The following is a 13,155-nucleotide window of genomic DNA, read 5'->3' as shown; positions in this document are numbered from 1 at the left end:
TGTTGAGCACCGAGAATTCACCCAATAGAGGGGTAAACACCGTGACAAATAAAATAAGCACCACTGGTTTTACGCGGTTACGAATAGGGCTTTGTCTGCTGTCGTTGGGCGTTATTATGCCATTACAGGCAGCTATCATTGAGATTGGTAGTGGTAGCCAACAATGGGCAGGCCCAGCCATTAATCAAAATATTTCCACCAGTTTTGGTGACTACGATATGTATATGACGCTCAATCCAAATTATGGTCTTGTTGCCATCACGGGGGCGGGAATTCCTGAAACCTTGGGTTGCGTTAATAACACCGCCCTAAGTGATGTTGATGGAATTCAAGGGTATAAGATTGCTCAAGGTATTTTTTTGGTACCGCAGGCATCTTTCACTATGATTTATCAGTTAAATGCTGGCTCATCAGAAACCATGAGCGGAACTTTTAGCAATTCGGGAGTCCAGGGGACAGTCTCTGGATCTGGAAATGCTGCTGCAACGCCTGCAAATTCTGCCTGGTGTTTATCACCCCGGGCAATCTCGACACCCTCTTTTTTCGAGGAATCTAGCGTCCGCAGTGGATCAATAACGGGCAATTGGGTCATTATCACCGATGGGACCCAGCAAGATGGAGTATTCCCCATTCCTGAGATGTATTTTAGCAGCAGTGCATTATCGAGTGCTACGAAGGCAAGTATTCTTACTGGCTATCAGGTTAAAGTTTCCACACGGCAATGCTCGATCAATATTAACAAATCGATCAACTTTGGCGAAGTAGAACATAATTCGACTTTGGGGGCTGAATTAGAACTAGTGAAGGATAGTCTGGTGGTGGGATGTACCCAAAATGGCGCTAATCCTGCCGCTAATATTAATATAAAATTTCAGGCTAATTCAGGGCTTTATAATGGTGAGACGACTCGATTATCCCTCAATGAGGGAGGCGGCTATATCACAGGTGAAATAACGGGAGTTACAGGAGCTGGAACATGTAATCTCACGCAAGGTCTGAAGTTTAATGGTGAACCAATGAAATTAGGTTCAATTAATGCGGGTGAATCTAGCGAAGTTTTCTCAAATGAACTCACCTGGCGACTATGTTCCGGTGGCGACACATTACCTGTTGGTAACGTTACCGCCTCGGCAACTGTCGATGTTATTTTCAACTGATAGTCGAATAAGTCTAGTGAACATATATTATTATATTTAATCTACAGTATATAAAAATATTCTAATTTATAGATAAATAAACAAGTAACTGGAGTGGTGGCATGTTGGGATCAGCATGCCGTGTCGTATTCTTGTATGAAAATCCTTCATTGAGGCTAAGAAGTTATTCTCATCGAGACAGTCAGTGACATACTCATTAGAAATTTGAGTATGGAATACCTTAGGTTTAGACGACCTGTATCATTGAATCGGCCTAAAAAACCATTTAGGCCACTCAATTATTATAGAGATAATAGGCGAAATGAAGAGATTCTGAGCTTTAAAATAACAGTAATACAGTCGGATTTTACACTTGAGGAAACTTGATTTAATCAATTAAAACAAAAGGTTAACTCTTAATTTAATTTGATTAAGACTGTGTTTCTTTCTTTTGAAAACAATAAGTATTAAATTTATATCACGTTTTAGATATCGGGAAACTGAGGGACTAACAATGAGCGAAATTATTATGGATAGGAAAGTGAGACGACGTTTTTTATGTAAAGATGTTAACGCTGGCACCAGAGGTAAACTGGCTTTAGGTATTGTACTTGTTTTTATTGGTGCAATGGGGATGCTATTTGCAATTACTCAATAGTTTAGTCAAAAGCCCTGAGTTGGCAAAATTTCATCAATATTATTTATTTCATATTTTAAGATGGATGTAAGAGTGGCATGTTATGACATCCATCTTTATTACTCCATCGATACACATTGTTTTCCTAAAAATGATATGCATACCATGTTAATTAAAATGGTCAAATTTCCACTATCACTAAGCCATTCTATCCTGCTGTGAACCTATCTCTGCAAATAACCTTCTTCAGTCTCTAAAATTATTATCCAGAATCATAATGTTTTACTTAACCCCCTATGAAATGGATAAATGAGTTTTTAGTTTAGATTGTGGGATTTTAGTATTAAATGTAAATATTTGTTTTTATTTTTAACCTCGTCTATCACATATTAAAAAAAATTAAAATAGGATATATCGTCTTTATAGTGCGACATAATGCCTCACTTTATGATGAATATTTAAACATAATATCATCATTATTTTAAAACAAAATGACTTATCATTAAAAATTGAAAATATTTTCAATATCATTAAATTCTTGTTTTATTTTTTTAATATGTGCTCTATGTTTTAATCGTGGATTGGCCGAGAGGTTTATCCATGCTGAAATCTTAAATTATATTATCTAAATTCTATTAAAGGATATTCCTATGAAAAAGATTAACGTAATTATGTTAGCTGCAACCTCAGTATTATCAGCATGTTCCTTTTATGTATCAGCCGCTACGGTTGATGTATCGAAATTGATGAAGGATACAAGTTACACACAAAATACGTCCATGACCTCCGACTTGATGTTGATTAAGCACGGCGGCCATGGTGGTGGTCATGGAGGGAATGGAAACGGAGGCAACGGTAACGGCGGTAACGGCAACGGTGGTAATGGTAACGGTGGCAATGGTGGTAATGGCGGTAATGGTAACGGTGGTAATGGCAACGGCGGCAATGGAGGTAATGGGGGGAACGGGGGCAATGGTGGTAGTGGTAATGGTGGTAACGGCAATGGGGGGAATGGTAGCGGTGGGAATGGTAACGCGGGCAACGGAAGTATGTAATAACGAATCCCCCCTTATTGGGGGGATATCAATTACGCCTGGGAATTAATAGCCATAGATGAAATATAAATACATTGTTAAACAGGGGTTAAACAAAAGTTAATTTAATTTATATTTTATGTTGATCTAAGCAATTTTGTAATCTATGTTTCATTTTATATATATACGTGACTGATTAAAATGAAAATATTACAGGCACTACCTCAGCATAAGAAGCTAGCTATCATTACTTGGGCTAGGATTTTTGCAATATGTAGTCAGCTTCTATTAAGTGTTATTTTATTTAAAGGGAAATCAAACTACATCTATTCATTTGTATTCCCCATTGCTATTATTTTATTTTTATTGTTACTCAGTATCGTTGTGACATTATACAGGATGAGGCTTCCTTCACCACTAGAAGAAAGAGAACTTGTTGCTCAGATTTGTATTGACTTACTTTTATTTACTCTCTGGGAGGAGTTGAATTTCCATGGAGAAATATTAAGTGTTTCATTTTACCTTCCAAGTGTAGTAATGGCCTTTGCTATTCTATCTAATAAAAACATTGCATTCATAGTGATTTACTCGGCTATTTTATTTTATATTTCATCTAAGTTAACATTATCAAATCATCTCGAAATTACGCATAGACCTAAAAGTATAGAATACTATGCTCCGTGGGTGAGTTTTTTAATGTCCACATTTATTATCATTTTCTTTATAAAAAAGATGAATGACGTGTCAATTGAATACAATAATGATTTAATTCGCTCAAAAGAATATCAAAAACAGTCGGATATAATATTTTCTTTTGGTCTGCAAGCTGCGTCTTCTGCCCACGACATATCAAAACCTATATCAACAGCGGTTCTGGCCTTAGAGGAGATTAAGTTATTTAAACCAGGGGAGCGATCGGGTAAAGAGTTTGATGAGTATTTAAATTTAGCCTTGGAACAAGCAAAAGAGTGTACGAAAAAATTAGCTAATATGTCATTTTCATTAGGATTTAATGAGTTTGAAAATGAAGAAGCTATCAACTTATGTTTATGGCTTGACGGCGTATTTGGTTCATTTAAACTTAAGTGTAATAAAAATATAATTTATAAATTACCCAACACCTGCGTATATATCAAAAATGCTGGCATTCTCCATACTATTATTGTTAATTTACTTGAGAATGCTAATTCGGCTATTCCCAGTGACAATGGTTTCATTCAATGTGGTTGTAAGATAGAAAATGGTAATGTAATTATAAGCATAACTGATAATGGATGTGGTATACCAAATGATTTAATCAACCTCCTAGGAAAACAACCGGTAAAAAGCACAACCTCTGGATATGGTATTGGCTTGATGTTAGCCTTTTCTAATGCAGTCAGAATTGGTGCTAAAATAAAACTATACTCAGATTATACCGGAACAACAGCCACTATTAGGGTGAGATTGTTATGATGGAAAAGATCTTAATTTTGGATGATGATGATGTATTTACTAATACGCTATCAACGATTCTGCTTAGAAAAGGATTCTTTGTTAATATAGCAACCACTGGAGTGCAGGCCGTCAGAATGGCCGAATCTACTCAGCATATGTATATTGTGATAGATCTGCAGTTGAAAGATGACTCTGGGCTAGCATGGGTTTCTGCATTAAGACATCTTAACCCATTATCTAGAATTTTAATTCTGACAAATTACTCTAGCATCACTTCAGCCATCATTGCGTTAAAGAAAGGGGCTGATAATCTTCTCCAAAAGCCAGTGAGTGTGGATAACATTCTATTAAGTCTTCGTAATGAAATACCAACATTAAAAAATGATAAGGGTAGCCCATTTACCTACCCCTCACTAGAACAAATGGAATGGGAGTATATAAATAAAGTTGTGGATGATCATCTTGGTAATATTTCTGCTTCGGCAAGAGCGTTGAATATGCATCGACGAACATTACAACGCAAACTTTTGAAAAAGAATATTCCTAAACCTTCATAGAAATGATTTATGCTGGAGAGGTATATTTCAATGTTTAGTTTACTGGCCGAAACTTACCGTTTTTCTCAATAACTATTTCTGGTTCTGTCGCATTAAGGTGCCGTTCGGTAACATGCTGTTTTTTGAGATGTTACCTGCTCATGTCTCTGATCCGAAACGCTTTCAGCCGCCTGCATTATCCCGTCGATATTATTGCTCAGTGTGTCCGCTGGTATTTGGCTTACTCACTGAGTTTACGCAACCTGGAAGAGATAATGGCAGAGCGTGGTATTGTCGTTGACCATTCAACGCTGCATCGTTGGGTTAAAAGTGGTGCCAACACGGCAGCGCTGACTATACTCAACGCCGACAAACCAGAAGAAGAAATCATTACTGTCAGGCAGAACAAGTATCTGAATAATCTGGTTGAACAAGATCACCTGAATATTAAACGCCGCATACGCCCGATGCTGGGATTCAAATCGTTTCGACGGGCACAGACGATCCTGGCTGGCATCGAACTGATACATATGATACGCAAAGGACAATATCAACCTCCGAAAAATGAGGGATTGTCACCAGCAGAACAATTTTATCTGTTGGCTGCCTAAAAAAACGGCAGCCCAACCTTTGCTGACTGGCCTACGCTAATGCGACAGAACCATAAAAATGCTGCCTATCAATTCCTTAAACGGGTGTTAAAATCCTATCCTGTTGAAAGACAGCAGAAAATACTCAATACCGATAAACATTCGTCATACGGTTACGCTATTACTCGTTTGATGAAAGAAGGAAAGCTACGGGATGATGAGAAGCAGCGGCAAGTCAAATACCTGAATAATCGTATCAAGTCTGACCATGTCCCCATCAAAAAATTGGTAAAAGCGGCCGAGGGGTTCAAACGGCCAAATCGAACCTGGTCAACGCTTCAGGGATTTGAAACATTGCGACGACTGAATAAAGGTCAATTTGATATTTGGCTACGCGGTGACGAACCTGAATGTCGAGTGCGGGAAAGATCCGCCTTTATGAATCGGCTCTTTAACATTGAGACGGTTTTAGCCTAATGATTCCACCCATCAATGAGTAAAATCACCGACTCTCATTATTTGCAACAAGCCCATTTAGATGGGGTAACCATACTGGTTAAAGGAAATGTGAGCAATCAACACTACTCGGCTGTAAGAGTTTATATGGGTTATGGGTACCGACGAAAAACCCAAAAATATCAGCTATCGCGTTGATGTTGATAGTAAAATAACTGAACCAATGATATGTAAAAAATTAAATAAAATTGTAAGTTATCTCTTTTCAAGAGTATCAAATTATGCGATCTTAATAATTCAGTTCCAACTTTTTTTTAACTTATTTTTACCATATCAATATACAAATACAATGAAGGTTAGTCACTATGCAAATTCCAATGGTAGCTCTCATTCTCGGGGTTATAACCCTATCCGGGTGTGCTACGCCTAAACAATGGGAAGCAACTGGAGGTGGAAAGTCTGATGGGATCGTTCAGATTTCTTATGAACAAGGCCAGTTTGAAAACGGACAAAGTTCAGACTCCCAAGGTTTAACAGTAGCCACAGAGCGTTGCAAATTTTGGGGATATAAGAGTGCATTGAAGTCGGGTACTGAGAAATCTATTTGCAAGACTATGGGGAAGTACAATTGTTTGCAAACGACAGTAACTCAGGATTATATCTGCGAGAAATGACTTTAGAATTCACTTAATCTTTTGTGAGCTCCTGCTAAAGGGGCTCAACTGTTTGTCAGCCTCCATTAAGGCTCTGTCGCATTAGCGTAAGAAGTTAGCAAAAGTGGCACTGCGAGTTGTTTAGGCCGCCAACAGATAAAATTGTTCTGCAGGTGGCAATCCCTCACTTTGCGGATGTTGATATTGCCCTTTACGTATCATGTGGATTAATTCGATGCCCGCCGGAACGATGTGAATCCCAGCATCATGCGTATCCGACGTTTGATATTTCGGTTATCCTCGGCGATGGTTAGCAGTTGTCCCAATTGGCCCGGGCAATCCCAACCTTGGCCTTTGCAGTACAAAAAATCATCTTAACGTACAATATTTTCCGTTTCCCAAACGGAGTCCATAATGAGGAGCAAAGGCTGGGATATAAAATGTGGGAGAAGACTTGAATAACAATAAACATATAAAAACCACTACTTACATATGGAAATACTTTTCATCCAAGCGCTCTAAATAAACCATTGAATATGATTCAGCGATGTGAGTATTTACTGCTAATTAAAAATTAATAATTGTCTGAAGTTTATATATTCATTAACGAGTTACAGTAAAAGTCAGACTTTCGCACCACAAATTAGCTCATTAAATGCACTATTAGTGCTTCTTTTATGAGCTTTAATGTGTAGAATGCCGCTCTCCAGAAGGATTTTAGTCAATGTGTTAACCAAGGAAAGCCATTCACCTCATATTTCAGATACCCTTATGTTTAAGACTATAACCCCCGTTATGATTGCGATTGTCTCTTTATTTACATTTCCCACGCTTGCCGAACCCTCAGGGAAATTGGTGAGCTCATCATCCTTACAAAATGCGTCAATCCAGTCTGCGTCTGGGCGTCATGAGACACAAAAACTCAAAAAAATCCTGACCCATTATGATGAGTGGGAAGGTGTCAGTTACAAGCTTGGCGGGAATACACGTAAAGGTATCGATTGTTCTGCTTATATGCAGCGCATTTTTGAAGATGAGTTTTCCCTGAGTTTGCCAAGAAGTGCCCAGGAACAAATGAAACAAGGCTCTCGGATCACCAAGGAAGCTTTAGATACAGGCGATCTGGTTTTTTTCAAAACCTCACGACAAACACGACATGTGGGTGTTTACATCGGGGAGGGCAAATTTATCCATGCCTCGAGCAGCGTGGGTGTGACCATCTCAAAGCTTGATAATAAATACTGGGGAGCGCGGTATGAGCAAGCACGGCGTATTAATCATACGGAAGCATAAACTCACTATACCACTACAATCATAGCTCTTACCCATTGCCGCCAGTTCCTGGCGCATTCCCGAGCACTGTGCGGACGACAGATTTTGACATGTTGCATCAATTGCAGCATCAAAAGCTTTATCCTTCGCATCAAGGTCACTTACCAGATTCTCAGTCTGAGTTTTCTTCTCACCTTCCAGATACGGCAGTGACCATTTCGCATCCTGACGTTGTTTCTCGTTAGTCGCATTCAGCGCATTATTTTCCACTAAAAATATATTTTGAATCAACGAGCTAGATCTTTAGATAGTAAAAGAACCAGTAGGCACATCCAACACCAACCCCCACTAAACTAGTCTTCAATACTTTATGAAAGTTATCATTCAAATATCCTAGCATCTGATCACCATCACCATCACCATCACCATCACCATCACCATCACCAATCCAATACCCAAGCACTTGAAAAATAAAACTTACAAAAAAAAGCATTAAAGAGAAAGCAACGCATAAATACAACAGTACCAGTAGTGATTTTTTACTTATTAACATTGCTATTCTCCTTATTTTTTATTGAGTTTTGTAATGCATCTATCGCCGGTGCTTTTCTTAATCACTTCAGCCAGATACGGGGCTGAGGCGCCTGCTAGCGTTTTCGTCATATCGCCACCTGCCAGGCCCTGTATGGCCGCTGTTGCCGCCTGAAGACCTTGTTGCAGTGCACTGCCGGTGCCGTATTTTTGCATTTCGGCTTTGTATTCTTTTGTCTCACGCAAGGCTTCCGCATCGCCTTTCAACTCAGGATGGCGTTTCAAAGCTTCCTCAAGCCCGAGGATATCTCCCTGCGTCCGCGCAATATCCATTGCCTGACCGCCAATTTCGCCAATCAGTTGCGCTTCTTTCAGGCGATTCTGCTCTTTCTCTTTATCAAAGATCGGATTGATGCTGCCATTGGCATTGTCGGTGTCGCGGCTCAGGTCATCGACATTCTGCTGTTGTTTATCGGTGTCACGAATAGTGATGGTAATGTTCTCTTTCGCCCGCAGATTAATGTCGTTATCGGCCACCACATGACTGCCGATGACCGCGATATTGTTGCCGCTGACATCAATGCTGCCTGCCGATAGCATGGAGCCGACCGTCAGTGTCTGACTCAAGCTATCTTCGGTGCGCGTGGTGGTGCTGGAGGCCAAGGTGATCTCCTGCGGGTAGTCAACAGCGGCAAGATTTAGGCGCGGATTGGGTACGGCAGAGCGGCGAACTGGTGATTGGTGGCGACTGGCTTACCGAGTCCGGGATCACCGATGTTGAGCAACGGGAGATTACCGCTGCGCCCGGTGTTATTCGGTTGCAGCGGCGGGGAGTTGGAGTGTTTAGGTCTTAAAGGCAGTAACCCCGGCTTTGGCCGGTGTAATAGGTCTAAGATTATTGCCCAAAATATTTCCATGCTAGTGCATGCTTTTTTGATTCAACATGCAGATAACTTTCAATTTCTTGCCAAACTGACTCATTTTCATCAGATGCTGTAATTAACGATTCAACAAGCCCAGTTGCAACAGCAGTAGCTAGCTCATCATTATCAGACCGCATACCTGTTTCGATGTGCTGGAACAAGGTTGATTTCTCCAACTGGCTTAATGAACCTAGCTGGTTTACCAGTGCTTTACCCACTAGTGAAAACAGCAAGATCGTAGGCGGAGGTTCTGGCAACCAATATTCGATACATCTGTTTACTTCATTTTTTATATACTCTGATGTTTGAGCAAAAACACTCAGATAATCATCAATACATTTATCCATTATTACTTACCCTTAAGAGCATTTTGCATGTCTTTCAGAACGTTTTCTGCCGCAGCTTTATCACTTGAAGAAGCTTGAGGATTCTTATTTAGCCAATCTTGCAATGCCTTGGAATATGTTTGAGCCTTTTCAACGTGCCCTCTACCACCAACTTTTTCTCCAGTAGCTAATTCGTAGCGAACAGCATCCGCTGTACTTCCACTGCCAACTTTGGCATTCGGTCGGTATAAGTCATCAATTAAGTTTTTAAGATTTTCATCTTTAACATTTGGTTTTTCCATCGATGCACGTAATGAGTCCACATATTCTTCATGCTGCCCCCTACTTTTAGGGTCTGATGAAGAGTTACTATTTCGTCCTGCTTCCTCATCCTCTGGCCCCCACCCTCCCGGTGTTCCTGAACCCGCCCCACCAATCTCTTTCTTCTGTTCATCCGTCAGATCCTTGCCGATATTCGGATTCTGGCTACCGTTAGAGTCTGATTGGTTCTGCGCTGCAACCACCGCCAACAGCACACAGCTTGCATTTTTCAGACAGGCCGCGTCTAACCCTTCCTTCACTTTCTTGGTCAGCGCCAGCGCGGCTTGCTCGTTAGCTCCGCCTTTGCCTGCTTCGGCCATCGCGGCGGCGTTCAGCGTTTCTTGCGCCATCATCTGCGATATGAGGCCAAGACTGGTCATATTGTTGCTGAGTTCGTTCTTACCTGCCTGCGCACCGGATACCGCGCCAGCAGTATCACCACCGGCCAAGCCACCAGCCAGACCCGCCGCCAAGCTACCCAGTGCAACCAGCGTTTGCTTCTGCTCTTCGCTCAGTTGGCTGACCGGGATATCACCGTACAGTGATTTCTTGATGTTTTCACCGATCAGCGCCGAGGTTGCCGCACCCGCAGCTCCCGCCAGACCGCTGTTACCACTGGCCTGCGCCACCACTGCGCCCAGAACCGCATGAGCCATGACTCGACTGGCTTCATCCGGCGCGTACTGTTTTATGATTTCCGCCAGATACGGCGCTGCAGCACCACTCAGCGCCTGCGCCATATTCCCACCCGCCAAGCCTTGCACCGCCGCCGTAGCAGCTTGGATGCCTTGCTGCAATGCGCTGCCAGTGCCGTATTGGGCTTGTGTGGTTTTATAGGCGGAAGTGCTGGTTAGCAGCTTGTCATACATCGCTCGCTCTTCCGGTGTCGCGTCCTGGCCTGGTGCCTTGATGCCTTTCGCTTCCAGCTCCGCTTTACCGGCGTTTGTCGCCAGGATCTTACCTTGTGTTGCCGCAATGTCTATCGCCTGACTACCAATATCACCAATCAACTGCGCTTCCCGCAGCCGGTTTTGCTCTTTCTCTTTATCAAAGATAGGCGAAAGCGCATTGTTAGCGTGTTCAACATCATGGCTCAGATTATCAACATTTTGCTGTTGCTTATCCTTGTCACGCACCGTGATAGTGCCATCGGAGACTGCGGCATGGGTGGTGCTGTCGGCGTGGCCTTCATTGTTAGCCCCGACCAGCAAGCCGTTGGCCATATTCCCGGCAAACTGACCGCCGATGCTACCGCCGGTACTGATGCCGACACTTTGATGCTCTACCTTGAAGTCCGCTTTATTACCGATATCACTGAACCCCAGCGTGCCGGTATCCAGACTGTTTTTGCTCTTGTCCGCGGTGCTGGCAATCACTGCGCCATCGAGCTGAGTGTGTTCACCCACGGTGATATCAAAGCCGCCAGAGCCTGCAAAAATACCGGTCTGCTCCTGTACCGAGTCATAATTGCTGTGCAGCTTATCTTTACTGATGCTCAGGTTGGCAGAGCCACCGCCGCCGACCACCGCCATGCTGACACCGCCGCTGGTACTGGTCTGCTTCGCATCATAGTTATCGCTGTCTTGCTGGCTTTGCAGTAACAGGTCACGGCCGACATCCACTTTGACAGTTTCACCGCTGGCTTGCGCGCCTATCAGCGAAGTGTCACGCCCGCTGCTGAGCGACAGTGTGCCGCCTGTGTCAATCTGCGTTTCAGTCCAGAAGGTGCCGTCGCCGCGCTCATTGCCCTGACCCTTGTTGGCATTGGCAAAGATACTCAGGCCACCGCCAGCGCTACCGAACCCCAGACTGACCCCCACACTGCCACCGCTGCTGCTGTTGCTGCCGTCGGTTTTCTGCGTGTTGGCGGCACCGAGCAACAGCACATCACGCGCCGCATCCAGGGTGGTGTCGCCGCCGGCTTTGAGCTGGCTGCCTTGCACCACAATATCGCCGCTGTTCGCCGGGTTCCCCTCACCGGTGGCCGTCACGCTCAGGTTGTTGCCCGCCGTCAGGGTCGAGCCTGTCACACTGGTCTGTTCCTGATGTTGCTGCGAGGCCGATTTTTGTGAGCCTAATGAGGCGCTGACGCCGAACATGCTGGCAGTATCGCCTCCTTGCGCCTGTACCAACTGACCGGCTTGCACCGCCTGCGCACCACTGAGTGCCGCTTTAACCCCTTGCAGCGCAGACAGTCGGCCATTGCTCTCTTCGCGGGCATCTTTGGCGGTGGTGACCGCGGTATTGAGGGCGCTGCCAACCGCGCCAGACAGTGCCAGTGTCAGGCCGCTACTTTTTTGCTCAACGGTATGGGTCTGGCTGCTTTGATTCTCCGCCGCCAAAATAGCGACGTTTTTGCCGGTCAGATTGATGTCTTTCCCGGCCAACACATCAGAGCCTTGCACCGTCAGGTCTTCACCGGCAGTCATGCTGACATTGCCCAGTACGCTGCCCACCGTGCTGCCGACAGTAGAAATCGATTGACCGGTATCGATCATTTTGGTGCTGTTGCTGCCCACGGTGACACCAATCCCGCCAGTACTCATCAGGCCGGATTTTTTCTGCTCGAACAGGTGAGATTCGCTCTTGCTTTTCCGCGTAGTACCGCATGAACATCACCTTTACCCCCGAACCGATCCCTGAACTGACACTGGCAGTCGGCACGTTGGCCGCATTGGGATTTACCACTGGTACCCCGTTGCAACTGACACGCCAGCATCACACGCTCTGGATCACTGTCGTCACTGTCGTCACTGCCGAAGCCACCTAGGAAGTGCTGTGCGAAGCCAGCCAAGACCGGCAGGATTTAGGGGCGGATTGGGTGTTGGATAACGGCGAGCTGATTATCGGCGGCGACTGGCTCACCGGGTCCGGCATTGCCAGCTCTAAACAACTGGATGTGACCGCTGCACCCGGTGTTATTCGGTTGCAACGGCAGGAAGAAGGAGTTTTTAGGGCTTAAAAGTAAAGTTCCCGGCCAGTATGGTATGACTGGGAACTTTTCAATTTTTTATTGTGAAAGAGATATAGATGTTGTCGCCCTTTAATTTGTTTAAATGCTCTTTAGCATAATTGCAGCTATCAGAAGAATCGACCAAATTGCAGTACCAGTCCGCATAAAAATTCTTCATCTTATTATCTTCATGCTGATAAACGTCTCCCCCAAGTACAATCCACTTAGCTTCAACAAATAGCTCCAAAGCCTGATTTGTTACAGACATCGGCAGGACTGCATCATTAAGTCCGTTATCTAGGAGGCTTTTTCCACAACGTGCGTACAACTCTAATATTTTATTTATCATT

Annotated in this window: 16 protein-coding genes and 3 pseudogenes; 11 read left to right on the top strand and 8 right to left on the bottom strand. The window is 43.7% G+C overall.

Annotated features, from left to right (window positions below):
• The first annotated feature begins 41 nt into the window (after nucleotides 1-41).
• The 8 genes and pseudogenes from V2A84_RS12980 (at nucleotide 42) to yecR (ending at nucleotide 6,500) form a co-directional block, all read left to right on the top strand.
• Nucleotides 42-1,157 carry an adhesin gene (locus tag V2A84_RS12980; RefSeq protein WP_127891207.1) on the top strand — a complete coding sequence of 372 codons (1,116 nt, stop codon included), beginning with the start codon at nucleotides 42-44 and terminating at the stop codon, nucleotides 1,155-1,157.
• Between the two features lie 493 nt (nucleotides 1,158-1,650).
• Nucleotides 1,651-1,794, top strand: coding sequence for a hypothetical protein (locus V2A84_RS12975; protein ID WP_193784703.1), 144 nt, complete (start codon nucleotides 1,651-1,653; stop codon nucleotides 1,792-1,794).
• Nucleotides 1,795-2,519: 725 nt separating this feature from the next.
• Nucleotides 2,520-2,828, top strand: a complete 309-nt coding sequence (locus tag V2A84_RS12970) for a hypothetical protein (protein ID WP_193784702.1) — start codon at nucleotides 2,520-2,522, stop codon at nucleotides 2,826-2,828.
• Between the two features lie 180 nt (nucleotides 2,829-3,008).
• A complete protein-coding gene (locus V2A84_RS12965) occupies nucleotides 3,009-4,262 on the top strand; it encodes a sensor histidine kinase (RefSeq protein WP_083159757.1) in 1,254 nt (417 codons plus the stop codon).
• Nucleotides 4,259-4,801 (top strand): response regulator transcription factor, encoded by a 543-nt coding sequence (locus V2A84_RS12960; RefSeq protein WP_083159755.1) that lies wholly within the window; start codon nucleotides 4,259-4,261, stop codon nucleotides 4,799-4,801. The genes V2A84_RS12965 and V2A84_RS12960 overlap by 4 nt, the downstream gene beginning before the upstream one ends.
• Nucleotides 4,802-4,941: 140 nt before the next feature.
• Nucleotides 4,942-5,391, top strand: a complete 450-nt coding sequence (locus V2A84_RS12955) for a DDE-type integrase/transposase/recombinase (RefSeq protein WP_083159753.1) — start codon at nucleotides 4,942-4,944, stop codon at nucleotides 5,389-5,391.
• 45 nt (nucleotides 5,392-5,436) lie between these two features.
• Nucleotides 5,437-5,847 (top strand): annotated as a pseudogene (locus V2A84_RS12950) (DDE-type integrase/transposase/recombinase); the annotation flags it as partial.
• Nucleotides 5,848-6,191: 344 nt separating this feature from the next.
• On the top strand, nucleotides 6,192-6,500 hold the full coding sequence (gene yecR / locus V2A84_RS12945) for a YecR family lipoprotein (protein WP_083159751.1): 309 nt from the start codon (nucleotides 6,192-6,194) through the stop codon (nucleotides 6,498-6,500).
• Nucleotides 6,501-6,620: 120 nt separating this feature from the next.
• On the opposite strand, the pseudogene V2A84_RS12940 reads toward yecR, so the two are convergent.
• Nucleotides 6,621-6,787: pseudogene (locus tag V2A84_RS12940) on the bottom strand (IS6 family transposase); the annotation flags it as partial.
• A 418-nt stretch (nucleotides 6,788-7,205) separates the two neighbouring features.
• Between V2A84_RS12940 and V2A84_RS12935 the strand changes: the two are divergent.
• Nucleotides 7,206-7,772 (top strand): NlpC/P60 family protein, encoded by a 567-nt coding sequence (locus tag V2A84_RS12935; RefSeq protein ID WP_227746553.1) that lies wholly within the window; start codon nucleotides 7,206-7,208, stop codon nucleotides 7,770-7,772.
• On the opposite strand, the gene V2A84_RS12930 is transcribed toward V2A84_RS12935, so the two are convergent.
• The 6 genes and pseudogenes from V2A84_RS12930 to V2A84_RS12905 all read right to left on the bottom strand — a co-directional run bounded on the left by V2A84_RS12930 (nucleotide 7,701) and on the right by V2A84_RS12905 (nucleotide 12,350).
• On the bottom strand, nucleotides 7,701-8,021 hold the full coding sequence (locus V2A84_RS12930) for a DUF6862 domain-containing protein (RefSeq protein ID WP_372569861.1): 321 nt from the start codon (nucleotides 8,019-8,021) through the stop codon (nucleotides 7,701-7,703). The genes V2A84_RS12935 and V2A84_RS12930 overlap by 72 nt on opposite strands.
• 25 nt (nucleotides 8,022-8,046) lie before the next feature.
• Nucleotides 8,047-8,304, bottom strand: coding sequence for a hypothetical protein (locus V2A84_RS12925; protein ID WP_442848891.1), 258 nt, complete (start codon nucleotides 8,302-8,304; stop codon nucleotides 8,047-8,049).
• A 44-nt stretch (nucleotides 8,305-8,348) separates the two neighbouring features.
• A pseudogene (locus tag V2A84_RS12920) lies at nucleotides 8,349-8,777 on the bottom strand (hemagglutinin repeat-containing protein); the annotation flags it as partial.
• 203 nt (nucleotides 8,778-8,980) lie between these two features.
• A complete protein-coding gene (locus tag V2A84_RS12915; protein WP_127891206.1) occupies nucleotides 8,981-9,199 on the bottom strand; it encodes a hypothetical protein in 219 nt (72 codons plus the stop codon).
• Nucleotides 9,178-9,552, bottom strand: a complete 375-nt coding sequence (locus V2A84_RS12910) for a DUF7674 family protein (protein WP_083159741.1) — start codon at nucleotides 9,550-9,552, stop codon at nucleotides 9,178-9,180. The genes V2A84_RS12915 and V2A84_RS12910 overlap by 22 nt, the downstream gene beginning before the upstream one ends.
• Before the next feature lie 2 nt (nucleotides 9,553-9,554).
• On the bottom strand, nucleotides 9,555-12,350 hold the full coding sequence (locus V2A84_RS12905) for a hemagglutinin repeat-containing protein (protein WP_442849135.1): 2,796 nt from the start codon (nucleotides 12,348-12,350) through the stop codon (nucleotides 9,555-9,557).
• A 110-nt stretch (nucleotides 12,351-12,460) separates the two neighbouring features.
• Between V2A84_RS12905 and V2A84_RS12900 the strand changes: the two genes are divergently transcribed.
• Complete coding sequence (locus V2A84_RS12900) at nucleotides 12,461-12,622, top strand: hypothetical protein (protein ID WP_442848890.1); 162 nt, start codon at nucleotides 12,461-12,463, stop codon at nucleotides 12,620-12,622.
• 3 nt (nucleotides 12,623-12,625) lie between these two features.
• On the top strand, nucleotides 12,626-12,814 hold the full coding sequence (locus tag V2A84_RS12895) for a hypothetical protein (RefSeq protein WP_372568844.1): 189 nt from the start codon (nucleotides 12,626-12,628) through the stop codon (nucleotides 12,812-12,814).
• Between the two features lie 40 nt (nucleotides 12,815-12,854).
• Here V2A84_RS12895 and imm40 read toward each other — a convergent pair whose 3' ends face one another.
• Nucleotides 12,855-13,154: an Imm40 family immunity protein gene (gene imm40 / locus V2A84_RS12890; RefSeq protein WP_083159735.1), complete on the bottom strand. Its 300-nt coding sequence runs from the start codon at nucleotides 13,152-13,154 to the stop codon at nucleotides 12,855-12,857.
• Nucleotide 13,155 lies beyond the last annotated feature (1 nt).

Origin of the sequence: Yersinia sp. 2553 StPb PI, from assembly GCF_052217105.1 — a bacterium.
GTDB lineage: Bacteria > Pseudomonadota > Gammaproteobacteria > Enterobacterales > Enterobacteriaceae > Yersinia > Yersinia enterocolitica_E.
The sequence above is the reverse complement of the archived record's forward strand: the minus strand, read 5'-3'. Positions and strand labels throughout refer to the sequence as shown.